This is a genomic window from Streptomyces sp. NPDC046261 (assembly GCF_040646235.1).
Lineage (GTDB): Bacteria > Actinomycetota > Actinomycetes > Streptomycetales > Streptomycetaceae > Streptomyces.
The window spans coordinates 335,978-359,651 of the sequence record NZ_JBEYZU010000001.1 but is presented as its reverse complement, the minus strand read 5'-3'; the positions used below and the strand labels follow the sequence as shown (position 1 = coordinate 359,651).

Here is a 23,674-nt window from a genome sequence, read left to right as displayed (position 1 = left end):
GCCGTTACGGCAGCGGGGAGCACGCTATGCGCGCTTCCCGGTGGCGCGGCGGACGGTTGTCCGTCGCGCCACCGGAAGGGGTGAACGGGAGTGACTTTCCCGCAGATGGGGCGTTAGATCGCGCTATGCGACGGGGGCCTGGCGAGCGGCCTCCGCGAGCGTGCGGCGGGGGGCTTCCGGCACCGGTACGGCGGCCAGCAGGCCCTGGGTGTAGGCGTGCCGGGGCCGTTCGTAGACGACGTCCGCCGGGCCCTCCTCCACGATCTTCCCGCCGCGCATCACGATCAGCCGGTCGCTGACCTGGCGCACGACCGCGAGGTCGTGGGCGATGAAGACCAGCGCCAGACCCAGGTCCCGCTGCAACTCGCCCAGCAGCCGCACGACCTGCGCCTGTGTGGTGACGTCCAGGGCGGAGACGGGCTCGTCGCAGACGATCAGCTTGGGCTCGGGGGCCAGGGCGCGGGCGATGCCCACGCGCTGGCGCTGGCCGCCGCTGAACTCGTGCGGATAGCGGTGGTACGCGGCGGGGTCCAGGCCCACGCGCTCGAGCAGTTCCCTTACGCGGGCGGTGATCTGAGCCTCACCCAGCTTTCCGGCGGCCCGCAGCGGGTCGGCGATGGACTCGCCGATGCTGCGGCGCGGGTTGAGCGAGGAGACGGGGTCCTGGAAGACCATCTGCAGCTCGCTGCGGAAGGAGCGCAGCTCACGCTCCTTCAGGCCGCCGATGTCGCGGCCGCGGTAGCGCAGCTCGCCGGCGGTGGGCTCCAGCAGCCGCACCAGCATCCGGCCGAGGGTCGTCTTGCCGCTGCCGGACTCGCCGACGACGCCGAGGGTCTCGCCGGCCCGTACGGTCAGCGACGCCCCGTCCACGGCGGTCATGGCCCGCTTGCCGCGCCCGAACTCCCGGCGCAGTCCGCTCGCTTCGAGGAGCACGCTGTCGTCGGCCGCGGGGGTGCGGATCGCCTCGCGGCGGACGTTTACGCGCGGGACGGCCGCCAACAGGTCGCGGGTGTAGGTCTCGCGCGGTGCGCCGAGCACCTCGCCCACCGGCCCGTGCTCGACGGCCCGCCCGTCCTTCATCACCAGCAGCTCGTCGACGCTGCCGGCGGCCACGCCCAGGTCGTGGGTGACCAGGATCAGGCCCATGCCGGTCTCGGCGCGCAGCTCGCGCAGCAGGCCGAGGATCTGGGCCTGGACGGTGACGTCGAGGGCGGTGGTGGGCTCGTCGGCGACCAGCAGGCGGGGTTCGCAGGCCAGGGCCATGGCGATGAGGGCGCGCTGGCGCATGCCGCCGCTGAACTCGTGCGGGCGGGAGCGGGCCCGGCGGGCGGCGTCCGGGATGCCCACGCGGTCGAGCACCTCGGCCGCGCGGGCGCGGGCGGCCCGGCGGGAGCCGCCCTTGCGGTGGACGCGGTAAACCTCGGCGATCTGGTCGCCGACGGCCTGGTAGGGGTCGAGGGAGGAGAGCGGGTCCTGGAAGACCATGGCCGCCGCTCCCCCGCGCAGCCGGCGCAGTTCCGCCTCGCCGGCGGCCGTCACGTCGTGGCCGGCGACGGTCACCGAGCCGGTGACCTGGGCGCCGGTGCCCCGGTGCAGGCCCAGCAGCGCGTACGCGGCCGTGGACTTGCCGGAGCCGGACTCGCCGACGATGCCGAGCGACCCGCCGGGCGGCAGCGTGAAGGACAGGCCGTCCACGGCCCGTACCAGAGCGTCCTGGCCCGGGCCGGCGGGGAAGGCGACGGTCAGGCCGTCCACCGCGACCAGCGGCTGGGTCGTCATCGCAGGGCCACCCTTCGGTCGGCGACGGCGTAGAGCACGTCGGCCACGATGTTGGCGACGACGACGGCGGTGCCGGTGACCACGACCACGGCGACGACCACGGGCAGGTCGAGGCTCTTGGTGGCGTTGACCAGCAGCTGCCCGATCCCGGGCAGGCCGAACATCATCTCGGTGAGTACCGCGTTGCCGAACATCGACCCGAAGTCGGCCGCCGTCAGCGCGATGACGGGGGCGACGGCTCCGCGCAGCGCGTGCTTGCCGATGAGCGAGCGTTCGGCGACGCCGTAGGCGCGGAAGGTGCGGATGTGGTCCTCGGCCAGCGTCTCCAGCAGGGAACTGCGGGTGAGGCGGGCGTACTTCGCCGACTCCAGCAGGCCGAGCGCGGCCCAGGGCAGCAGCATGTTCCAGGCCCACTGCTCGGGGTCGTCGGTCAGCGGCACGTAGGTCGGGAAGGGCAGCCAGGCCAGGTAGGCGCAGAAGAGCATCAGCAGGCCGAGGCCGCTGATGAAGACGGGCGTGGCCGTTCCGGCGAGGGTGAGCCAGGTCAGGACCCGTTCCGTGACCCCGCCGCGGCGCAGCGCGGACAGCAGGCCGGTGGCGGTGCCCAGCAGCAGCCACACGGCCATGGCGCCGACCGCGAGCGAGGCGGTGGCGGGCAGCCGCTCGACGAGCATGTCGGTGACCTGCTGGTTGTTCTGATACGACAAACCGAAGCAGGGTGCGTCGCAGTGCAGGACGCCGGCGCCGGTGGAGTAGTCGTGCCCGGTGACGATGCCCTGCAGGAAGTGCCAGTACTGCACGTATACGGGGTCGCCGAGGGAAAGCTGCTCGCGGACCTGGCGGATCTGCTCGGGGTTGCAGCGCGGGCCGCAGGCCAGGCGCGCGGGGTCGCCGGGGGCGATGTAGAAGGTGGCGTAGACGACGGCGGAGAGCACGAGGACGACGACGAGGGCGCCGAGGGCGCGTCGCAGGAGGTATCCGGTCATGCCGCGCCTCCCGCGCCGGGCGTACGGGGCTTGCGCCGGTCCCTGCCGACCTTGAGCCGTGAGGCCTCGCGCGGGTCCAGCGCCGTGCGCACCCCGTCACCGAGGACGGTGAAGGCGAGCGTGGTGACGAACAGCATGAGCGCGGGTAGCAGCACGTACATGGGGTCCGCGCGGAACCACGTGGTGGCCGTGGAGAGCATGTGGCCCCAGGAGGGGGTCGGGGGCTTCACGCCGACGCCGAGGAAGGACATGCTCGCCTCCAGCACGATGTTGGTCGGCAGCAGGATGGCGGCGTAGGTGATCACGGGTGCGGCGAGCGAGGGCAGCAGTTCGCGCCGGGCGACGCGCCAGGTCGAGCCTCCGGTCAGCCGGGCGGCGGAGACGAAGTCGAGCTTCTTCAGGCCCAGGGTCTGGGCGCGCACGAGCCGTGCCATGGGTCCCCAGGCCAGCAGGCCGATGGCGATGACGAGCAGCACCGGGCGCGGGAAGTCCGCCGGGACGACGGCCATCAGGGCGATGGCGAAGACGAGCATCGGCATGGCGACCATGACGTCGGTGAGGTGGCTCAGCGCGCTGTCGACGAAGCGGTTGCCGAGCGCGGCCGCCAGGCCCACGCCGACGCCGATCAGCACCTGGACGAGGGTGGCGCCGAGGGCGACTACGAGCGAGAAGCGGGCGCCGTAGAGCAGGCGTACGAACATGTCGCGGCCGGTGCCGGGTTCGACGCCCAGCCAGTGCTCGGCGCTGACGCCGCCGAAGTCGCCGAAGGGCACGCCGCCGCGGGCGGAGTCGACGAGGGTGTCGTGGTAGGTGTTCGGGTCCTGGCCTTCGAGCGCCGCCAGCAGGGGCGCGGCGAGGGCGAGGAGGACGAGCAGGCCCAGCACGGCGGCGGCCGCGAGCGCGGACTTGCGCGCCCTGAGCCGCCGCCAGACCTGCCGGGCGCCGGAGGCGGGAGCGGCTCCCGCCTCCGGTTCCCTGGTGAGGAGGAGGTCCGTGGTCACTTGACCGCGACCTGCGAGACGTCGAGGACACCGGTCCAGTCGCTGATGACGACGTTCTTGACGTCCTTGCCGAAGAGGCGCTTGTAGACGGGGTGGAACAGCGGCACGGTCAGCGCCTGCTCGCCGATCCGCCGGTCCAGGGCGCCCCAGCGCCTGGCGGCCTCCTCATGGTCGGTGATCTTGTTGATCGCGTCGATCTCGTCGTTGACGCCTGTGTCGTCCAGGCGGGAGGCGTTGAAGTTGTAGCCGTCCTTGACGATCTGCCGGCCGTCGAAGACGGGGGCGAGGAAGGGGCCGCCGGAGGGCCAGTCGGCACCCCAGTGGGCGAGGAAGAGGCCCGGCTGCTTGTCGACGCTGTGGACCTTCTCCTCGTAGTCGTTGTCCTCCAGGCCCTCGAGCTTGACCTTGATCCCGGCGTCCTTGAGCGCGGCCTGGATCGCGGTGGCGATCTCGGGGCTGGTCTCGAAGTTCTGGGCGGTGGAGTGGGTGAGGGTGATCTCCAGGCCGTCCTCGTGACCGGCCTGCTTCAGCAGTTCCCTGGCCTTGTCGGCGTCGCCCTTGGCGCCCGCCGGGAAGTGGTCGTAGGGGGTGTGCCCGAAGGACTTCCCCCCGGGCAGGAAGGTCGTCGCGGGCTCGGCGAGCGAGGAGCCGCCGGCGGCGTTGACGACGCTGGTGCGATTGATCGCGTAGGAGATCGCCTGGCGGACCTTCGGGTCGTCGAACGGCTTGGCCTTGGGGTTGAACGCCAGGTAGTTGGTGTAGCCGAAGTGGCCGGTGCCGACCCGGCCGGCGAGCTTCCTGTCGCCGGTGACCTGGGCGAGCTCGGCGGGGCCGAGGTTGGTGTCGGTGGTCACCGCGGCGGCGTCGGCGCCGGAGCCGGTGGACAGCCGCTGGTTGATGACGGACGGGGAGAGGCCGGACCTGACCTCGATGCGGTCGGGGTAGGCGTGCCGCTCCTTGTCCGTCTCCTGGGACCAGTGGGGGTTGCGCTCGAGGGTCAGTTCCTCGCCGTCGCGCACGTTCTTGACGACCTTGTACGGGCCGGAGGAGACCGGGTGCTCGGCGTACCGGGCGCCGGTGTCCTTGGCCTTGGGGACGGGGGCGAACTGGGTGGAGGTGGCGAAGTAGGGGAAGTCGCCCACGGACTTGCGCAGCTTGAAGACGAGGGTCTTCTCGTCGGGCGTCTCGATGGAGTCGAGGCCCTTCTTCTCCTTGTACGGGCCCTGGTAGGTGTCGCCGCCGATCAGCCAGTCCCGCAAGTAGGGGGCACCGCCGGAGAGTTCGGCGGCGAAGGAGCGCTCGACGCCGTACTTGATGTCGGCGGCGGTGATGGGCGAGCCGTCCTCGTACCTCAGCCCGTCCTTGAGCTTGTACGTCCAGGTCTTCGCGTCGTCGCTGGGGGTGCCGGTGTCGGTGGCGAGGTCGGGGACGACCTTGGTGCCCTCGGCGCCGTTCTCGCGGTTGCGGGTGGTGAGGGTGCGGTAGACGAGCGAGGGGATGTTGCCGCCGCCGGAGGTGTACAGACGCGCGGGGTCGAACTGCTTCTGCGGCGCTCTGTTGAGGACCGTGAGCGTGCCGCCCTTCCTGGGCGCGCCGTCGGTGACGCCGCCGGCGGCGTCACCGCCGCTCTTCTCGGGGCCGCACGCCGCCGCGCCGCCCACCAGGACCACACTGACGGCGGCAGCGGCCACCCGACGGGATATGACGGACATGTGACGCATGACAGGTAATGCCTTTCGCGGGAATGCGACGGTGAACCGAGAGAAGGGAGCGGCAAGCACCCGCGAAGGCGGTGAGGGAAGGCGCACGGGAGCGCGGGACCGCCCCCGGCGGGCGCGACGCTGCCGGGCAGCGCGCGAGGGCGCGGGGGAAGGGCGGTCTCAGCGACAGAGGATGTCGGCGACTGCGTGCACGGCCACGCCGATCAGCGCCAGCTCGAAGCCGGCGATCTCGGAGGCGTGGGGGTGCGACATGCGCAGAACACTGGACGAATTTTCGGCCAGTGGCAAAGGTGTCTCACATACGGAGACGGTGCGTCTCAGGAAGTGGGACGGGGGTCGGGCTCCGGGTAGGGCCAGGCGTTGGGGCGGCAGGTCTTGCCGTCGGACGTGAGGAACTTCGTCTGTTGCATCATCACCGGCGCCAGGGCGCCGTCCGCGCCGCAGGACTCGTGGTCGCGGCCGAGGCGGTGACCGACCTCATGGTTGATCAGCATCTGCCGGTAGGCGTGCAGGTGGTCGTCGCCGAAGGTCGGGGATCCCTGGGCCCACCGATAGGCGTTGATCATGACGCGGTCGGTGAAGGCGGAGTCGCAGGAGACGTTGTCCTCGGTGGTGTCCAGGCCGGACTTGGCACACCAGGTGGCGGTCGTGCGGGGGCTGGCGAGGGTGACCACGAAGTCGATGTCGCCGGAGGAGACGCGCTCGAAGGTGCGCTTGTCCTTCGCGCGGCCCCAGCTGCGCTCGTCGTTGAGCGTGCGGTGCACGGCCTCGGCGAAGAGGGCGCCGTCGAGCGGGAGCCCCTTCTCCACGTCAACGCGGTAGCGCAGAGGTTCCCCCTTACCGGGGGCTTTGTCCTCGCCGCCCACGGTCTCGAAGTCACCCGAGCCGCCCGCCTTCGCCTCCAGCGGGTACTTCTTCGCCATCTTCTGCTCGTACGTGGCGGGGACCTGGGCACCGCCGTTGGGCGTGGGCCTGCTGTCGGAGCGTGAGGCGGCGTCAGCCTCCGGGCGCTTGCCCACGTCCGCGGAGTGCGCCTGCGCCTTGCCGTCCGCGCCCTCCTGCACCTGCCCCGCCACCGTGACGGCCAGCACGGCCGTCACCAGGGCGGCGGCCACTCCCGTCACGGTGCGCGCCAGCCGTCTGCCGGAGCCGCGGGCCGCCTCGCGGGCCTCGGCGCGCGAGCCGCGGGGGGCGCCCGCCGGGGCGGCCCGCCGGCCGGAACCGGCCGGCATGGGCACCCGGGTGTGGGTGATGGCGTCGTCGGCCTCGCCGCCGGGCGCGCCGCCCGTCAGATAACCGGTCGTGGAGTAGGTGCGCCCGGCGGGCGCGGTGGGGGTGGCGGCGGTCGTCTGTGCGCGCTGCGCGCCGATGACGCCCCAGCCGAGCACCGGGTCGCGCTGCTCGGGGTGGCCGCCGCGCGCCGAGGGCCGGGCGGACTCCTCCCGGCCGAAGCCGGCGCCGAGGCCCGCGCTGTACCCGGCGTCGTAGTCGGGGCCGAAGCCCGCGTCGAAGTCGGCGGCCAGCTCGGCGGCGTCGGTACCGGAGGCGGCACCGCGCCGGCGTCCCGTGCCGGGGCCCGGCACGGGGGACGCCGCCTCGGGGGCGGCGCGGCCGTGTGCGGCGGGGCCTCCGTCGCGTGCGCGGCGGCGGCCCGTACCGGGGGCGGCGGCAGCGGCGGACCCGCGAGGGGCCCGGTCGGCGCGTGCGCTGTGTTTACCCACGGGGCGGGGCGCTCCGTTCAGATGTCGTGGCGGTATCCGCGAGCAGTGCCCGGAAGGCGCGAGCCACCGCGTCCGGGTCTTCCATCATCGCGACATGACCCGCCTCGAGAAGCGTCAGCAGCCGCGAGTCGCGGAATGCCTTGCTCGCGCGGCGGGCCATACGGATGGAGACGAGTCGGTCGCGCATTCCGTACACGAGCAGAGTAGGGGCAAGGACCTTCTCCGCCTGGCGCCACAGCGAATGCTGTCCGCCGAGTGTGTACGCGTCGACGATGCCGCGCGCCGAGCGGCCCATGACGTCCCAGAAGTAGGGGAGCTCCAGCCGCCGCTCGTACTCCGCGACCGCCAGGGCGAATCCTTCGGGCGTCACCCGCGAGGGGTCGCCGTAGCAGAGGGCGAGCACTTCGCGGGTGCGGCGTTCGGGGGTCCAGTCCTTGGTCGCCCGGGCGAAGAAGGAGGCGATGCCGGGCAGGGCGAGCAGCGCGGTGGGCACCGCCGTGCGCTGCGGGGGCAGCTCGGGCAGGGCGGGCGAGACGAGCGTGAGCGTACGGACCAGGTCCGGGCGGACGGCCGCGACGCGGGTGACGACGGCGCCGCCCATCGAGTTGCCGACGAGGTGGACCGGGCCGCGGCCGGCGGCGTCGAGGTAGCGGATGACGACCCGGGCGTAGCCGGTGATGGAGTAGTCGCCGTCCCCGGGCGGCGGCGCGTCGCCGAAGCCGGGCAGGTCGAGCGCCTCGGCGTCGACGACGTCCGCGAGCCGTTCCATCAGCGCGGACCAGTTCTGCGAGGAGCCGCCGAGGCCGTGGACGAACAGGGCGGGCGGCAGTGCCCTGCCGGGAGCGTCGGCGGGCGGCCGGGAGCGCACCGTCAGCGTGAGCCCGGGCAGCGTCACCGTGCGCAGCTTCTCGCCCCGGCTGACCCCCGAGGGACGCGTGGGCGGCACCACGGGCACGGCGCGTGCGTCCGGTGACTCGGTCGAAGACATGCGGGCAATGTTACGAGACGATCACGTCCGAACCTTTGTGGTGGCGGTCACAGATCGCCTGGCGATACCCGGCGCCGTCTCCTAGGCTGCACATGAGGGACTACCAAGGAGTACGAGGGCGAGTACGAGGGCGCCACCCTGGATGCTGGAAGGGATCCCGCATGCCTGTCGACCCGACCGATCCGGACACCTTCGAGGACGACGCGGTCAGCGTCGAGATCGATGACGTCGAGGCCCCCGAGGCCGACGCCGCGGAGCAGCACGCCGATCTCGCACCGCGCCGCGACGACCCGGAGTCCGACATCCACCCCGACAACGCCAACGAGGCCGACCGCGCCGAACAGGCCCGGGTGGTGGAGCTGGACGAGGACGACTACCGCTGAGACGCCGACCGGGCGTCGTGTACGGATTGAGGCGTTTGTCGACTTCCCACAGCGTCCGGTCCGTGAAATTCTCCGCTCCGACCACGCACGGCCCGGTTACCCAAAAGTACGATGGCGGGCGCGGTGCACACCGTGCACAGAACAATCATGGGAGGCGGCGTGACAGCCATCGAGCAGACCGAGGCGCGCCCGCGAGGCACGCGCCTGCCGCGCCGAGCCCGACGCAACCAGCTCCTGGGCGCGGCCCAGGAGGTCTTCGTGGCCCAGGGCTACCACGCGGCGGCGATGGACGACATCGCCGAGCGCGCGGGCGTCAGCAAGCCGGTGCTCTACCAGCACTTCCCCGGCAAGCTCGACCTCTACCTGGCCCTGCTGGACCAGCACTGCGAGAACCTCCTGCAGGCCGTGCGCACCGCGCTCGCGTCCACCTCCGAGAACAAGCTGCGCGTGGCGGCCACGATGGACGCCTACTTCGCGTATGTGGAGGACGAGGGCGGCGCCTTCCGCCTCGTCTTCGAGTCCGACCTCACCAACGAGCCGGCCGTGCGCGAGCGTGTCGAGCGCGTCTCGCTGGAGTGCGCCGAGGCGATCAGCGACGTGGTCGCCGAGGACACCGGCCTGTCCAAGGACGAGGCCATGCTGCTGGCCGTGGGCCTCGGCGGCGTCTCCCAGGTGGTGGCCCGCTACTGGCTCTCCAGCGAGAGCACGGTGCCGCGCGAGACGGCGGTCCAGCTGCTGACGTCGCTGGCGTGGCGGGGCATCGCGGGCTTCCCCAAGGTCGCGCCCGAACAGCACTGAGCCCCGCCTGCCGCGCGCGGTGGCGCGTGTTCGCTGCGAGCGTGCGGGCAGCGGCCCGGCTCGCCCCCGTACCGGGCTAATGTGTGGAACGTACGGCGCGGATGGTTCGCGCACCCCTCCCCTGGGCTTCGCCACGGGGACCGCACACCTTCGGAGGGACAGACCGTGGAGGTCAAGATCGGCGTGCAGCACGCGCCCCGCGAGATCGTTCTGGAGAGCGGGCTGGCTGCCGAGGATGTAGAGCGCGCGGTGGCCGAGGCCCTCGCCGGCAAGGCTCAGCTGCTGAGCCTGGTGGACGACCGCGGCCGCAAGGTGCTGGTCCCGGCCGACCGGCTGGCGTACGTGGAGATCGGCGAGCCGACCGTCCGCAAGGTCGGATTCGGCGCGATGTGATCACGCGATGATCGCGACATGTCCGGACGGGTCCGGACATGAACGGCGGGGCCCCGGTGCGGAATTCACCGGGGCCCCGCCGTTGTCGTAGGGGCCACTCGTGTGTGAATGTCGTAGGTGACACCGGGATCGGCGACGAGGGTTGCTCGCAACGGTCATGGGGTAAGACCGCTACGACCGATTTGCACCCCGCTTCTCGGCCACCTCACGGGAGGGAATGAGCATGATCCTCTGGGAAGCGCTCGGCTCGATCCTCATCGGCCTCACCGTCTCCTACGGAGCCCTGCGCTGGCTTCCCACGCGCCTCGGACAGTTCCGTTCCCGGCCCCTGACCCTCGCCACCGGCCCGGTCGCCGCGCTGTTCGGCGCGCTGCTGGCCCACTCGGTGCTGGGCCCGGGCCATGCCGTCGCCACGCTGGCCGTCTCCCTCGGCGTGGCCGTCGCGCTGCTCTCGCTGCTGCTGCGCCCCGCCGGCCGGGCCCGCCGATCAGCCACGGCTTGAGGCGGGCCCACCGGGAACCGAGGGCCCGCCGGGGACCGGCGGTACCGCTCGGTGCCGCGAGGTCGTCAGGCGGCCAGGCCCAGCGCGGCCATCCGCTTGGTGTGCGCCTCGGTGATCCGGGAGAACATCTTCCCGACCTCCGCGAGGTCGAAGCCGTCGGCCACACCGCCCACCAGCATCGTCGACAGCGCGTCACGGTCGGCCACCACGCGCTGCGCCTGGGAGAGCGCCTCGCCCATCAGCCGTCGCGCCCACAGCGCGAGCCGGCCGCCCACGCGCGGCTCGGCCTCGATCGCGGCGCGGACCTTCTCGACCGCGAACGAGGCGTGCCCGGTGTCGTCGAGCACGGTCAGCACCAGCGCGCGGGTGTCGGAGTCCAGGCGCGCCGCGACCTCGCGGTAGAAGTCACTGGCGATCGAGTCGCCCACGTACGCCTTGACCAGGCCCTCCAGCCAGTCCGAGGGCGCGGTCTGGCGGTGGAACTCGTCCAGCGCGGCGGCGAAGGGCTCCATGGCGGCGGTCGGCGGCGCGTCGATGGCCTCCAGCCGGTCCCGCAGCCGCTGGAAGTGCTGGAACTCGGCGGAGGCCATCTTGGCCAGGGCCGCCTTGTCGTCCAGCGTGGGGGCCAGCTTGGCGTCCTCGGCGAGCCGCTCGAAGGCGGCCAGCTCGCCGTAGGCGAGGGCGCCGAGCAGGTCGACGACGGCCGCGCGGTACTGCGGGTCGGCGGAGGCGTGGGCCCAGTCCTGGGCGGCGATCCCGGTGTGCTCCCCGGTGGCGGGGCTGGCGTTCTCTGGCGTGTCGGACGTCTCCATGCAGCGAACGATAGCCCGCCACGCGACACGACGAACCCCCTGGTCAGACAGTTCATCCTGATCCGGACACGGGATTGTCCGGACACACATGCGCCTTTCCGGGGTACAGTGCTAATAGGCCAGCCGAGTATTCGGCCGGCCGAACTCATGCTGTGTCTTCTGGAGGCCTGTCTTCAGGACTGCAGCGGATGCCCGGTCGGTGGCCCGATCGGCTTCCACACAACCGACCGCCCTCCGCGCGGTACGTACGGGACGTACGCACACCAGGAGGGATCCGCTCGCGGCACGCGCGCTCGAGCGAAGGCAGTGGTCCCGCGCCACCCGGATGCTCCTGGCAACCGGCTCTGTACCGGCGCGGTCCGTACGTTCCCTTCGTACGACCCCCTTCGCCGCTCGTGCCGCGTCTCACAGAAGAGGCAAGATTCTGTCCACTTTCCGAGACCTCGGGATTCTGTCCGAAACCGCCGAAGCGCTCGAAGCCGTCGGCATCGTGAATCCGTTCCCCATTCAGGAGATGACGCTTCCGGTAGCCCTGTCCGGCTCCGACGTCATCGGCCAGGCCAAGACCGGCACCGGCAAGACGCTGGGCTTCGGCCTGCCCCTGCTGGAGCGGGTCGTGGTCCCCGCGGACGTCGAGGCCGGCCGGGCGAAGCCCGAGCAGCTGACCGACGCCGCCCAGGCGCTCATCGTGGTCCCCACGCGTGAGCTCTGCCAGCAGGTCACCAACGACCTCCTCACCGCCGGCAAGGTCCGTAACGTCCGCGTCCAGGCCATCTACGGCGGCCGCGCCTACGAGCCGCAGGTCGAGGCGCTCAAGAAGGGCGTCGACGTGATCGTCGGCACCCCGGGCCGCCTGCTCGACCTCGCCGGCCAGAAGAAGCTCAGCCTGGCGCACATCAAGGCGCTCGTCCTGGACGAGGCCGACGAGATGCTCGACCTGGGCTTCCTGCCCGACGTCGAGCGCATCATCACGATGCTGCCGGCCAAGCGCCAGACCATGCTGTTCTCGGCCACCATGCCGGGCGCGGTCATCTCGCTGGCGCGGCGCTACATGTCGCAGCCCACGCACATCCGCGCCACCTCGCCGGACGACGAGGGCCAGACCCACGCCAACATCGCCCAGCACATCTTCCGCGCCCACAACATGGACAAGCCGGAGATGGTCTCCCGCATCCTGCAGGCGGAGGGCCGCAACCGCGCGATGATCTTCTGCCGTACGAAGCGGACGGCCGCCGACATCTCCGAGCAGCTCACCCGTCGCGGCTTCGCCGCCGGCGCGGTCCACGGCGACCTCGGCCAGGGCGCCCGCGAGCAGGCGCTGCGCGCCTTCCGCAACGGCAAGGTCGACGTCCTGGTCTGCACGGACGTCGCCGCCCGCGGCATCGACGTGGACGACGTCACGCACGTCATCAACTACCAGACGCCCGAGGACGAGAAGACCTACCTGCACCGCATCGGCCGCACCGGCCGCGCGGGCAAGTCGGGTACGGCCGTCACGCTGGTCGACTGGGACGACATCCCGCGCTGGAAGCTCATCAACAAGGCGCTCGAGCTGCCGTTCGACGAGCCGGAGGAGACGTACTCCACGTCCCCCCACCTGTACGAGGCGCTGGGCATCCCGGCCGGCACGAAGGGCATCCTGCCCCGTGCCGAGCGGACCCTGGCCGGGCTCGACGCGGAGGTCCTGGAGGACCTCGGCGAGCCGGGCGGCCGTGGTGGCCGCGGCCGTGACGGCCGTGGGCGCGACCGTGACCGTGACCGCGTGCAGGAGGAGCGCCCGGCGCGCACCCCGCGCCAGCGCCGCCGTACGCGCAACGGCGCGCCGGTGTCCGCCGAGGGCACCGCGGTCGCCGGCTCCGGCGAGCAGGCCGCACCCGTGGCCGGTGGCGCTCCGGAGACGCCGGCCCGGCCGCGTCGCCGTCGCCGTACGCGTGGCGGTGCGGGCACGGCCCCGGCCGTCGCCGTGACGCCCGTGGCGGAGCAGTCGCCGGCCGCCCCGGCCGACGCGCCGGAGGCTCCGGCCCGCCCGCGCCGCCGCCGCACCCGGGGCGCGGCACAGGCGGCCGCCGTGACGGCCACCGAGGTCCTCGAGCCCACCGCGTCCGTGCCGGCCGCCCGCGCGGCGGAGCCGGCTGCCCAGCCGGCGCCCGTGGCCGTCGTCGAGACGGTCGCCGTGGCGGAGCCCGTGGAGGTCGCGGAGGTCGTGGAGGCGAAGCCGAAGCGGACCCGTACCGCGAAGAAGGCCGTGGAGACGGCCGAGGCGGCCCCCGAGGCCGAGGCCAAGCCGAAGCGCACCCGCACCGTCAAGAAGGCCGCCGCAGCCCCCGAGGCCGTGGCCGCCGTCGACACCGCGGAAACCGCCGAGGCCAAGCCCAAGCGCACCCGCGTGGCCAAGAAGGCCGCCGCACCGGTCGAGACCGAGGTCGCCGAGGCCGCCGCCGAGGTGAAGCCCAAGCGGACCCGCGCCAAGAAGGCCGTCGAGACGGCCGAGGCGGCCCCCGAGGCCGAGGCCAAGCCGAAGCGCACCCGCACCGTCAAGAAGGCCGCCGCAGCCCCCGAGGCCGTGGCCGCCGTCGACACCGCGGAAACCGCCGAGGCCAAGCCGAAGCGCACCCGCGTGGCCAAGAAGGCCGCCGCACCGGTCGAGACCGAGGTGGCCGAGGCCACCGAGGTGAAGCCCAAGCGCACCCGCACGACCAAGGCCGCCGCCGCACCGGTGGACACCGAGGTCGCCGAGGCCAAGCCCAAGCGCACCCGGGTGGTCAAGAAGGCCGCCGCACCGGTCGAGACCGAGGTGGCCGAGGTCACCGAGGTGAAGCCCAAGCGGACTCGCGCCAAGAAGGCCGTCGATACGGCCGAGGTTGCCGAGGAGAAGCCGAAGCGGACCCGTACCGCCAAGAAGGCCGCCGCACCGGTGGCCGAGGGTGAGCCCGAGGCGAAGCCGAAGCGCACCCGCGCCAAGGCCGCCACCGCCCCGGCGGCGGAGGCCGAGGCCAAGCCCAAGCGCACCCGCACGGTCAAGAAGGCCGAGGCGTAAGCGAGGCACCGCACCGACCGACGGCCGGTCATCCCGCACGGGGTGACCGGCCGTCGGCGTACCCGGGCGCCTCTCGGCGAACGGGCGTCGCGTTAGCCTCGTGCCATGAGCAGGCCGCCCTTCCTCACCTTGCCCGCGTGCGCACGCGCGTACCGCCTCACCACCGAACGCGGCGAGTTCGCCGTGCACGACGCCCGGCCGACGGCGCCGCCGCGCGGCACGGCGCTGCTGGTACCGGGCTTCACGGGCAGCAAGGAGGACTTCGTCGCGCTGCTGGAGCCGCTGGCGGCGGCCGGGTACCGGGTCGTGGCCGTGGACGGGCGGGGGCAGCACGAGAGCCCGGGGCCGCGGGACGAGAGCGCCTACGGGCAGGCGGAGTTGGCGCTCGACGTCCTCGCGCAGGCGGCCGCCGTGGCCGGCGACGGCGGCGTGCATCTGCTCGGGCACTCGCTGGGCGGGCTGATCGCACGGGCCGCGGTGCTCGCCGACGCCTCGCCGTTCCGCTCCCTGACGGTGATGAGCAGCGGCCCCGGCCCGATCTCCGCGTCGCAGCAGGCCCGTACGCGGCGTCTGATCCACGCCCTCGGCGTGCTGGACATGGAGAGCGTCTGGCAGGAGATGCGGCGGGAGGACGCGGAGAGCGCGGACGCCGTCGACACTCCCCCGGCGCTCGCGGAGTTCCTGCACCGCCGCTGGCTGGGCACCGTGCCCGAGCAACTGATCGCGACAGGGCGCCAGTTGACCGTCGAGCCGGACCGTACCGCCGAGCTGGCGCGGGTTCCGCTGCCCAAGCACGTGGTCTCCGGGGCGCTGGACTACGCCTGGCCGGTGCCGGAGATCGACACGATGGCGAAGGAGCTGTCGGCGCGGCGGACGGTCGTCCAGGGCGCGGGGCACTCCCCCAACGCCGAGCGGCCGGCCGCGACGGCCGAGGCGCTCGTCGACTTCTGGGCGACGGTCTGAGGGCGGCTAGCAGCTGGTCTTGACGGTGACCGTGAAGAGGGCGCCTTCGCGGTCGCGCAGGGTCGCCTCGCGGCCCACGCGGGAGTGGGAGGGTTCGGAGACGACCGCGCCACCGTTGGCCAGGGCGGCCTCCACGGCCTTCTCGACGTCCTCGACGCGGAAGAACACGTGCCAGCGCGGCCGGATGCGCGGGTCGGGGTCGGCCTCGATGGCCCCGCCGCGCAGGCAGGCCACCGTGTGCTCGCCGGCGCGGACCGTCACCGCGTCGTCCTCGTAGCGGACCTCGATGCGGTGCGGCCGGTCCACGGCCCAGTCGAAGATCTCGCCGTAGAACATGGCCGCGGCGAAGGCGTCGCGGGTGCGCAGCTCCAGCCACGCGGGCGCGGCGCCCGCACCGATGCGCCAGCCCGGCAGGTGCGTTCCCTCCCAGAAGCCGAAGACGGCTCCGGCGGGGTCCGCGGCCAGTACGACACGGCCGCGGCCGACCGCGAGGGGGCCGACCGCGACGGTGCCGCCGCGCTCGCGGACCCGTGAGGCCACCGTGTCGGCGTCGGCGACGGCGAAGTAGGAGGTCCAGGACGCGGACAGGCCCATGCGGCTGACGATGTCGCTCAGTCCGGCGACGGGTTTGCCGTCGGAGATCGCCACGGCGAAGCCCTCGCCCAGGGAGCCGGGGCGGAAGCTCCAGCCGAGCACCGCGCCGTAGAAGTCCTGCGCGGAGGCGAGGTCCGCGGTCAGCAGGCTCACCCAGCAGGGCTGCCCCAGCCCTGCGCCGTCGGAGGCCGACATGGCCGATCGCCTCGTTTCTGTTCCTCAGTGCCGTGGTTCCCGCGGGAGGTCGCGCCGGTCCGCCGGGGTCGTCCGGCCACGCCGCGACCCACCCCCTGCCAGGGTTTCACTCGTGTCCCGCCCGCGCATTCCGGCGCGCGCGGGGCGCGCCGGGTTCGTGGCGCGTACAACCCGGTCGGCGCCGCCCGCGTCAGTACTGGGTGCTCAGGTGGTCCCAGAAGCCGTCCCGCAGCGCGCGGCGCAGGTCCGCGTGGCCGCGCAGGGACAGCCCCAGCAGTGCCTCGGCCTCGACGAGCAGTTCCTGGTCGACGGTGCCGGGCAGGTACGGGTGCCCGGGCAGCAGCTCGGCGAGCGAGGCCCGGCCGCGCGAGCCCAGCCACTGCGCCGCCACCTGGGCGCCGACGAAGCGCACGTCGGCGCGGGAGGGGGCGGGGCCGGGCTGTTCGGGGGTCTCGCCGAAGGGTTCGTAGCTGCTGCGCCGCGTGACGTAGGGGCGGCAGAACTCGAGGTCGAAGGTGCGCTGGCTGTCGACCTCCCACAGCAGTGGTTCGGCCTGGTTGCGGCCGCCGATGGCCTCGATGCCCCACAGGTGGACGCGGGCGCCGTAGCCCTGGGCCGCCTCGACCGCCGAGACGAGGTCCTCGTCGCCGCCGATGAGGACCGCGTCGCTGATCGCGCGGTGGCGGGCGAGGGATTCGAGGTCGGTGCGGATGAGGGAGTCGACGCCCTTCTGCTGGTTGTTGGCGTTGAGGTTGCCGAGGCGGACCTTGACGTCGGGGAGCTCGGCGATGCTCTGTTGTTCGGTGGTGTGGATGCGGCGGCGGGCGCCGTCGTACCAGTAGACGCGCAGCAGGCGGCTGTCGGGGAAGATCGTGCGGGCCTTGTCGATGAAGGCCTCGATCAGCCCTTCGGCGTCGAGCGTGAAGGCCCGCCGGTCCTCGGTGCCGGCGACGAGGCGGCCCGCGGCGGCGTAGACGTAGCCTGCGTCGACGAAGATCGCGTGGGTGGAGGGGGTCGTCGCGACCTCGGCGAGCACCCGGGTGAGCAGCTCATTGGTGCGTTCGATGCCGGCGGCGAGGTCGGTGAGGTCCACCCGGCGGGTGCTGCCGGGCGGGTGGTTCGGGTCGTTCATGCAGATCTCACCAGCAGTCAGTGGTTAGCCATGTTAAAAATTTCTTTAGCGTAGGGAATGTTTGCAGCGGTCACCTCGTTGGACACGTATGAACGCGCGCAGCACTGTCGCCGCGCGCGTCACTGTTCATAGTTCTCCTCAGGAGGATCAGACGAAGGGAGAAGCCTTGCGCTTCGAGATCATGCGCCTGGACGACGTCGACGGTACGGCCGTCGACAGCACCGTCGTGGACGCCGCCTCCGTCAACCGGATCGTGCAGCAGGCCGCCTCGATCGGCCAGCGCATCTACATCCGCCCGGCCGAATCAGCGGTCCGGTAACGCCCGTCGCGTGACCCACAGACAGAACACCCCCGTACGGACCACCGTACGGGGGTGTTCTTTTCGCGCCCGGCTCAGTGGGCCTCGATCACCTGCGTGATGCCGTTGATGATCTGCTGCACGGCGAGCGCCGAGAGCATCATGCCCGCGAGCCGTGTCACCAGCACCACGCCACCGTCCTTGATCACCCGGATGATGTGCAGCGAGTTGCGCATGACCAGCCACAGCACGAGGTGGATGGCGGCGATCGCGCACCAGACCGAGACCTGGGAGGCGACGGAGTCGGCGTGCTGGACGGCCAGGATCACGGAGACGATCGCACCGGGCCCCGCCAGCAGCGGCATGCCCAGCGGCACGAGAGCGACGTTGACGTCCTTCGTCTGCGTCGGCTCCTCCGACTTGCCGGTGAGCAGGTCCAGGGCGATGAGCAGCAGGAGCAGACCGCCCGCGATCATCAGCGCCGGCGTCGTGATGTGCAGGTAGTCCAGGATCTGCTGGCCGCAGATGCCGAAGACGGTGATCACCCCGAAGGCGACCACGGCCGCCTGCCAGGCCATGCGTCGCTGGACCTTGGCGGGGCGGCCCGCGGTGAGGGCCAGGAAGATCGGCGTGATGCCGGGCGGGTCCATGATCACGAACAGGGTGAGGAAGAGGGAGCCGAAGACAGCGATGTCGAACACAGTGAGGGCCTTGCGGGAGTGGTGCGAGCAGGAGCGAAACGAAGGAAGCGGGGTAGCGGGGGTAGCGGAGGGTGGGGACGGGCTCGTACGGCCGGCCACGCGCGGTGCGCGGGAACGGCGATGAGGGGGTACGCACACCGTCACCCGTACGAAGACGTCCGTACGGGCAGGGGGTGAGGGGGCGGTCAGCCGCCGGCGCCCGGGACGGGGAACGCGCCCGTCGCGCGGCGGGTGATCTCGCCGTAGATTTCCGGGTCGGTCGTGAACTCGCCCAGGCGGCAGGTCTTGCGGCTGCCGTGGTAGTCGCTGGAGCCGGTGGTCAGCAGGCCGAGCTCGGCGGCGAGGCCGCGCAGCCGGGCCCGGGTGGGGGCGTCGTGGTCCATGTGGTCCACCTCGATGCCGTCCAGTCCGGCGGTGGCCAGCTCGGCTATCGCGCTCTCGGGCACGCAGTGACCACGCCCCCGTGCCATCGGGTGCGCCAGGACGGTGACGCCGCCGGCGGCCTTGACCAGGCGGACCGCCTCGAAGGGGTCCAGTTCGTGCTTCTCGGCGTACGCGCGGCCGCCCCCGGCGAGCCACTGCGGGGTGAAGGCGTCGGAGACCGTGTCGATCACACCGAGCTCGACCATGGCGCTGGCCACGTGCGGCCGGCCCACGGCGCCGCCGGCGGCGAGCTGTGCGACGCGCTCCCACGAGACGGGCACGCCGAGCTCGTTGAGCTTGGCGACCATGGTCCGGGCGCGGGGTTCGCGGTCGTCGCGGACCAGCTCGCGCTCGCGCGCGAACACCGGCTCCGCGGGGTCGAAGAGGTAGGCCAGCATGTGCAGGCTCATGCCGTCCGGGCCGTTCAGCCGGCACGAGAGCTCGGCTCCGGTCACCAGGGTCAGCCCGGCGGGGAGGGCCGCGATGGCCTCGGCATGACCGCCGACCCCGTCGTGGTCGGTCAGGGCGACGACGTCCAGCCCGGCGGCGGCCGCGTTGCGGACCAGCTCGGCGGGGGTGTCCGTACCGTCCGAGGCCGTGGAGTGGGTGTGCAGGTCGATGCGCACGACGACACGGCTCCCAACGGCGGGTGGAACGGGCAGGACCGCTTCAGGATAACCGTCGTTCGAACGATCACCGTCGCCCCGAGGCCGTCGCCGCCTTGTGGCTCAGGGGGCGAGGATGCGCGGCGACAGGGCGCCGCAGGGCACCAGGTCCACCTCGGCGCCGGCGTCGCGCAGGTCGGTGAGGACCAGCTCGTCGTACAGCAGCAGGCCCGAGCGCTCCGGCCAGACGATGGCCCACAGCCACAGCCCGCGGGCCTCGCCCGCGAAGACGGCCCGGTCGGCGGGCGCGTTGTCCACGTGCCACAGGGGGGTCGGGCGCCCGGCCGCGTGCACCTTGGCGTGCGGCGAGCGGTCCACGCGCAGGTAGGGGCCGGGGTCGGGGCCGTCGATGCCGGCGTAGCGCGCGCCGAGGCCGACGCCGAGCTCTTCGGCGACGAGCAGCAGCTCACCGGGGCCGCCGAGCGGGCTCGGCCCCGAGCAGGCGACGGTGGTCGCCCGGCCGCCGCTGCGGTCGTCGCCCGCGCAGACCACGCCGGTGAAGAGCCAGCCGACAGGCAGCGGCCAGGGCATCCAGACCGGCACGCGGGCCCGGCGGACCGCGACGGCCAGCGCTTCGACACTGGGCGGGACGACCGGCTGCAGAGGGTGCACGGTGCCGTGCACGGCGCACTGCCAGGAGTCGGCGAAGAGACCGGGCGCTCGCACCCGGCCACCGCACTTCGGGCAACTGGGTTCGCCCCTCATAGCCTCCAACGGTCCTACCGGGCCGCCCTCCCGTCAAGGACGATCACCCGTCCGGAGTCGACACCGCCACACCGTTCCGGCCTTCCCCGCACCACCGGCCGCGCGGGTGATCAGCCCAGCGGTACGCCGGCCCGCAGCGGGTCACGCAGGTCCGTGCCGTGCCGCAGCCAGCGCTCCCGCAGCGCGGCCGCGCCCTGCACGCGCTTCCAGGCGGCCTCGTTGGCGGTCATCGGCAGCAGGGGCAGGAAGCGGACGGGATCCATCGGCTCCGCCAGCTCCAGGTCCTCGACGATGCCGCCGGGCTCGGCGACGAGCACGGAGGTGAACGGCGCGCCCGGCCACAGCGGCTCACCGGTGTCGAGCGAGGCGCCCGGTGCCACGACGACGCCCTCCACCTGCGGGGACGCGGCGAGCACGGCCAGCGGGCGGAGCACCTGGTCGGTGTCGGCGCGGCCGGCGCGGACCGACAGCAGCAGCTCGGCGCGCGGGCCGCGCAAGGGGTCGGCGACGGCGGCCATGGGGTCGGTCATCGGCTGGGCGGACATGCCGAGCGTGGCGTAGCGGACGACGTCCCCGCCGTCGTCGGCGGCATGGAAACGCAGGACTTCGACGCGGTCCGTGCCCAGGAAGGTCACCGCGGCGCGGGCGTCCGGTTCACCCAGGGCCATCACCAGCCGGGCCTCGACGAGTGCGAGAACGTCTGACATGCAGTGAGCATAGAACGCGTATCGAACAGGCAAAGGGGGGCCTTGACGCTTCGCACTCCTGCTAGCCTTGCCTTGCCTCGACCTCTGGTCAAGGCGTTACGTTCGTCCCTCAGCGGGGACCGGCCGGAGGAGGTGGGGCTGCGGTGGATCCTAGTCGACCGTGCAGTACCGACAGTTCTCCCGTCTTCCCGCTCCGGACGCGCGTCACCTTGTGATCTGAAGCCTTCCGAGCCCGGCCTTCCCGCCGGCGTCGTCCCGGAAGTCCTTCCTCGCCCGCAGCATTTGGCGGAAGAGCGCCTGCCTCTCGCTTTGTTCCGTGTTCTCTGCGAAGTTCTCCGCGAACTGCCGTCAGTTGTACGCGCCGCGCGAAGCGCCGCCCGATTTGCGGACGTACCAGCACGCCGGCCCCCTCGGGGCCACCACGTCTACGTTTCAGGAAGCGTTGCGCCCCGCGTCACCGGCTGGCGGCCGGCCCGTGAAGGAGCCAGCCATGTCGATGATCCGTGACCTGCGTGCCGCGGTCCGCCCCGCCCTGCGCCGGGTGCCCGTCCAGGGCGGCGGCTACGACGCCACCCGTGACCCGTCCGCCAGCAGCGCCGTCGTGGACTGTGCCGTCTACCGCGACGGCAAGCGCGTGAGCGACCATGTCGCCCCGGCGGAGGCCATGCGCCGGGTGCGCGCCGAGGGCGGCTTCGCGTGGATCGGGCTGCACGAGCCCGCGGAGCACGAGTTCGCCGGTATCGCGCGGGAGTTCGGGCTGCACCCGCTGGCGGTGGAGGACGCGGTCCACGCCCACCAGCGGCCCAAGCTCGAGCGGTACGACGACACGCTCTTCACCGTCTTCAAGACCATCCACTATGTGGAGCACGCCGAACTCACCGCCACCAGCGAGGTGGTGGAGACCGGCGAGGTGATGTGCTTCACCGGCCGGGACTTCATCATCACCGTCCGGCACGGCGGCCAGGGCTCGCTGCGGGCGCTGCGCCACCGGCTCCAGGACGACCCCCAGCTGCTCGCCAAGGGCCCCTCGGCCGTCCTGCACGCGATCGCCGACCAGGTGGTCGACGGCTACATAGCCGTGGCCGACGCCGTGCAGGACGACATCGACGAGGTGGAGATCGATGTCTTCTCCGACCCCGGCAAGGGCAGCCGGCGGGGCGGCGACGCCGGTCGCATCTACCAGCTCAAGCGCGAAGTCCTGGAGTTCAAGCGGGCGGTCACCCCGCTGATGCGGCCGATGCAGCTGCTGAGCGAGCGACCGATGCGGCTGATCGAGCCGGACATCCAGAAGTACTTCCGCGACGTCGCCGACCACCTCGCGCGCGTGCACGAGCAGGTGGTCTCCTTCGACGACCTGCTCAACTCCATCCTCCAGGCCAACCTCGCGCAGGCGTCCGTCGCCCAGAACGAGGACATGCGCAAGATCACCTCATGGGCGGCCATCTTCGCCGTCCCGACGATGATCGCCGGGATCTACGGCATGAACTTCGACCACATGCCGGAGCTGCACTGGAAGTACGGCTATCCGGCGGTCATGGCCGTCACGGTCGCGATCTGTGTGACGATCCACCGGGGCTTCAAGCGGAACGGCTGGCTCTAGGGGATCAGACCCCGGCATCCGGAGGGACGGGCGCCCGCCGCCGGTCTCCCATGATCACCAGCACCAGGCCCGCCATGATCACGGCAAGCGCGGGGTACGCCGCGGCCGGCGGCAGCTGCCCCAGCCACAGCGCCGCGATCAGCGCCGCGCCGGGGGTCTCCAGCAGGATCGCGGTGGAGGTGACGGAGGGGCCGAGGCCCTTGACCACCCTGTTGATCAGCGAGTGACCCAGCAGCTGCGCGGTGAGCGTGAGCAAGGCCAGCTTCAGCCAGGTCTCCCCGCTGTAACCGCCGAGGGTGGTGCCCGTCAGCAGGCAGGTCGCCAGGAGCAGCACGGTGGTGGTCGCGTAGCAGACGTAGGAGTAGGCGATGGTGCTCACCGTCCGCCTGACCTCCGCGCCCAGCAGGACGTACCCGGCCGCCGCCATGCCGCCCGCGAGGGCGAGGGCGTCCCCGGCGAGGGCGCGGGGGGACAGCGAGAGGTCGACGCCCGTCAGGATCACCACGCCGAGGAAGGCGAGCCCGGTGCCCGCCCAGACCAGCGGCGGCGGGCGGTGGCCGCGAAGTCGCAGCAGCAGGGTGGTCCAGATGGGGGTGGTGGTGACCAGCGCGGTCGAGGAGGCGACCGAGGTCATGTGCAGGCTCGGCAGCCAGACGCCGAAGTGCAGCGCCAGCAGCGCGCCCGCGGCGACAGCCAGCAGCGTCGCCCGGCGTCCGATGCCGCGCAGTTCGGTGCGGTGCCGCCACAGGGCGAGCGGGGTGAGCGCGCCGACGGCCATGGCGTTGCGCCAGAAGGCGATGGCCAGGGCGGGGGCGGCGGTGGCGGCGATGAGCGGTGCGGACAGGGAGACCGCCGCGACGGCGGTCCCGAGCAGAACGAGCTCGGTCCGGACGGACGCGGGAGAAACAGCAGGCGCGCAAGGGCCTGCCGGAGCTGCCGCGCGAACCTGCGCGGCCGGGGCGGTCGGTATCGCCTCACGGCGCGTACGGGCAGCACTCACGCCCCCAGCGTAGGCCCAGGCATGCCGCTGGGTGATCGGGGCCGGGCGCTTAAGGTAAGGCCATGACGATGACGCAGGCACTGATCGAAGAGGCCACGAAGAAGTCCGGTCTCATCTGGGTGCAGGGCCCGGCCGGGCCGAGCCGCGCGCTGTGGCACGTCTGGCACGACGGCGCCGCCCACATCGTCGGCGGGCCCGGCGAGCAGCCCGTGGACGCCCTCGCCCTCACGGACGGCGCCACGGCCACCGTCACCGTCCGCAGCAAGGACAAGGGCGGCCGGCTCGTGACCTGGACCGCGACCGTCAGCGAGCTCCCGGCCCGCGGCGAGGCATGGACGGCCGCCGTGGCCGAGCTCAAGGGCAAGCGCCTGAACGCGCCGGACGCCGAGCGGCTCGAGGAACGCTGGGCGCGGGAGTGCCGGGTGCTGCGCCTGGCGCCGTCCGGCACCACGGTGGACCTCCCCTCGGGCTCCCTGACGGCGGTGCCCCTGTCCACGCCGGCGACGACCCGCCTGCCGATGCCGGCAGCGCTCCCGAAGCTGCTGCGCAAGGGCCGCAAGGGCCGCTGAC

General features: G+C 72.6%; 24 protein-coding genes. 9 read left to right on the top strand and 15 right to left on the bottom strand.

What is annotated here, in order from left to right; translation table 11 throughout:
• Positions 1-123 precede the first annotated feature (123 nt).
• From ABZ956_RS01700 to ABZ956_RS01670, 7 genes are all read right to left on the bottom strand, one after another.
• The gene (locus ABZ956_RS01700) at positions 124-1,779 is read right to left on the bottom strand and encodes an ABC transporter ATP-binding protein (protein ID WP_361885331.1); all 1,656 of its coding nucleotides are present in this window, start codon (positions 1,777-1,779) and stop codon (positions 124-126) included.
• Entirely contained in the window at positions 1,776-2,765 is a 990-nt protein-coding gene (locus ABZ956_RS01695; protein WP_361885328.1) for an ABC transporter permease, read from the bottom strand. The genes ABZ956_RS01700 and ABZ956_RS01695 overlap by 4 nt, the downstream gene beginning before the upstream one ends.
• Positions 2,762-3,766 (bottom strand): ABC transporter permease, encoded by a 1,005-nt coding sequence (locus ABZ956_RS01690; RefSeq protein WP_361885325.1) that lies wholly within the window; start codon positions 3,764-3,766, stop codon positions 2,762-2,764. The genes ABZ956_RS01695 and ABZ956_RS01690 overlap by 4 nt, the downstream gene beginning before the upstream one ends.
• The gene (locus ABZ956_RS01685; RefSeq protein WP_361885322.1) at positions 3,763-5,487 is read right to left on the bottom strand and encodes an ABC transporter substrate-binding protein; all 1,725 of its coding nucleotides are present in this window, start codon (positions 5,485-5,487) and stop codon (positions 3,763-3,765) included. Before ABZ956_RS01685 ends, ABZ956_RS01690 begins: the two co-directional genes overlap by 4 nt.
• Positions 5,488-5,646: 159 nt before the next feature.
• Positions 5,647-5,739: an Ms4533A family Cys-rich leader peptide gene (locus ABZ956_RS01680; protein ID WP_360906714.1), complete on the bottom strand. Its 93-nt coding sequence runs from the start codon at positions 5,737-5,739 to the stop codon at positions 5,647-5,649.
• A 65-nt stretch (positions 5,740-5,804) separates the two neighbouring features.
• Entirely contained in the window at positions 5,805-7,208 is a 1,404-nt protein-coding gene (locus tag ABZ956_RS01675; RefSeq protein WP_361885318.1) for a DUF3152 domain-containing protein, read from the bottom strand.
• Positions 7,201-8,196 (bottom strand): alpha/beta hydrolase, encoded by a 996-nt coding sequence (locus tag ABZ956_RS01670; RefSeq protein ID WP_361885315.1) that lies wholly within the window; start codon positions 8,194-8,196, stop codon positions 7,201-7,203. The genes ABZ956_RS01675 and ABZ956_RS01670 overlap by 8 nt, the downstream gene beginning before the upstream one ends.
• A 161-nt stretch (positions 8,197-8,357) precedes the next feature.
• Here ABZ956_RS01670 and ABZ956_RS01665 point away from each other — a divergent pair, with 161 nt between their 5' ends.
• The 4 genes from ABZ956_RS01665 (at position 8,358) to ABZ956_RS01650 (ending at position 10,272) form a co-directional block, all read left to right on the top strand.
• Positions 8,358-8,579 (top strand): hypothetical protein, encoded by a 222-nt coding sequence (locus tag ABZ956_RS01665; RefSeq protein WP_361885312.1) that lies wholly within the window; start codon positions 8,358-8,360, stop codon positions 8,577-8,579.
• A gap of 159 nt (positions 8,580-8,738) precedes the next feature.
• Positions 8,739-9,377, top strand: a complete 639-nt coding sequence (locus ABZ956_RS01660; RefSeq protein ID WP_361885309.1) for a TetR/AcrR family transcriptional regulator — start codon at positions 8,739-8,741, stop codon at positions 9,375-9,377.
• 165 nt (positions 9,378-9,542) lie between these two features.
• Positions 9,543-9,770, top strand: a complete 228-nt coding sequence (locus ABZ956_RS01655; RefSeq protein ID WP_361885306.1) for a DUF3107 domain-containing protein — start codon at positions 9,543-9,545, stop codon at positions 9,768-9,770.
• A gap of 223 nt (positions 9,771-9,993) precedes the next feature.
• On the top strand, positions 9,994-10,272 hold the full coding sequence (locus ABZ956_RS01650; RefSeq protein WP_361885303.1) for a hypothetical protein: 279 nt from the start codon (positions 9,994-9,996) through the stop codon (positions 10,270-10,272).
• A gap of 65 nt (positions 10,273-10,337) precedes the next feature.
• Here ABZ956_RS01650 and ABZ956_RS01645 read toward each other — a convergent pair whose 3' ends face one another.
• Positions 10,338-11,084: a ferritin-like fold-containing protein gene (locus ABZ956_RS01645; protein WP_361885300.1), complete on the bottom strand. Its 747-nt coding sequence runs from the start codon at positions 11,082-11,084 to the stop codon at positions 10,338-10,340.
• Positions 11,085-11,598: 514 nt separating this feature from the next.
• Here ABZ956_RS01645 and ABZ956_RS01640 point away from each other — a divergent pair.
• On the top strand, positions 11,599-14,121 hold the full coding sequence (locus tag ABZ956_RS01640) for a DEAD/DEAH box helicase (protein ID WP_361885297.1): 2,523 nt from the start codon (positions 11,599-11,601) through the stop codon (positions 14,119-14,121).
• Between the two features lie 105 nt (positions 14,122-14,226).
• The gene (locus ABZ956_RS01635) at positions 14,227-15,084 is read left to right on the top strand and encodes an alpha/beta fold hydrolase (RefSeq protein ID WP_361885294.1); all 858 of its coding nucleotides are present in this window, start codon (positions 14,227-14,229) and stop codon (positions 15,082-15,084) included.
• Between the two features lie 6 nt (positions 15,085-15,090).
• Here the strand turns inward: ABZ956_RS01635 and ABZ956_RS01630 are convergent, their stop codons facing one another.
• Entirely contained in the window at positions 15,091-15,873 is a 783-nt protein-coding gene (locus ABZ956_RS01630) for a VOC family protein (RefSeq protein ID WP_361885291.1), read from the bottom strand.
• 190 nt (positions 15,874-16,063) lie between these two features.
• Positions 16,064-17,005, bottom strand: coding sequence for an NYN domain-containing protein (locus ABZ956_RS01625; RefSeq protein ID WP_361885288.1), 942 nt, complete (start codon positions 17,003-17,005; stop codon positions 16,064-16,066).
• Between the two features lie 166 nt (positions 17,006-17,171).
• Here ABZ956_RS01625 and ABZ956_RS01620 point away from each other — a divergent pair, with 166 nt between their 5' ends.
• The gene (locus ABZ956_RS01620; protein ID WP_177338129.1) at positions 17,172-17,324 is read left to right on the top strand and encodes a hypothetical protein; all 153 of its coding nucleotides are present in this window, start codon (positions 17,172-17,174) and stop codon (positions 17,322-17,324) included.
• 74 nt (positions 17,325-17,398) lie between these two features.
• On the opposite strand, the gene ABZ956_RS01615 is transcribed toward ABZ956_RS01620, so the two are convergent.
• The 4 genes from ABZ956_RS01615 to ABZ956_RS01600 form a co-directional block, all read right to left on the bottom strand.
• Positions 17,399-18,004, bottom strand: a complete 606-nt coding sequence (locus tag ABZ956_RS01615) for a MarC family protein (protein WP_361885285.1) — start codon at positions 18,002-18,004, stop codon at positions 17,399-17,401.
• A 185-nt stretch (positions 18,005-18,189) separates the two neighbouring features.
• Complete coding sequence (locus ABZ956_RS01610) at positions 18,190-19,053, bottom strand: PHP domain-containing protein (RefSeq protein WP_361885282.1); 864 nt, start codon at positions 19,051-19,053, stop codon at positions 18,190-18,192.
• 102 nt (positions 19,054-19,155) lie between these two features.
• Positions 19,156-19,797: a DUF6758 family protein gene (locus tag ABZ956_RS01605; RefSeq protein WP_361885279.1), complete on the bottom strand. Its 642-nt coding sequence runs from the start codon at positions 19,795-19,797 to the stop codon at positions 19,156-19,158.
• A gap of 110 nt (positions 19,798-19,907) precedes the next feature.
• A complete protein-coding gene (locus ABZ956_RS01600; protein WP_361885276.1) occupies positions 19,908-20,504 on the bottom strand; it encodes a suppressor of fused domain protein in 597 nt (198 codons plus the stop codon).
• 490 nt (positions 20,505-20,994) lie between these two features.
• On the opposite strand from ABZ956_RS01600, the gene corA reads away from it, so the two are divergent.
• The gene (gene corA / locus ABZ956_RS01595; protein ID WP_361885273.1) at positions 20,995-22,104 is read left to right on the top strand and encodes a magnesium/cobalt transporter CorA; all 1,110 of its coding nucleotides are present in this window, start codon (positions 20,995-20,997) and stop codon (positions 22,102-22,104) included.
• A gap of 4 nt (positions 22,105-22,108) precedes the next feature.
• Here corA and ABZ956_RS01590 read toward each other — a convergent pair whose 3' ends face one another.
• Positions 22,109-22,978 (bottom strand): DMT family transporter, encoded by an 870-nt coding sequence (locus ABZ956_RS01590; RefSeq protein WP_361886624.1) that lies wholly within the window; start codon positions 22,976-22,978, stop codon positions 22,109-22,111.
• A gap of 188 nt (positions 22,979-23,166) precedes the next feature.
• Between ABZ956_RS01590 and ABZ956_RS01585 the strand changes: the two genes are divergently transcribed.
• Positions 23,167-23,673, top strand: coding sequence for a hypothetical protein (locus ABZ956_RS01585; RefSeq protein WP_361885270.1), 507 nt, complete (start codon positions 23,167-23,169; stop codon positions 23,671-23,673).
• The last annotated feature ends 1 nt before the right edge of the window (position 23,674 follow it).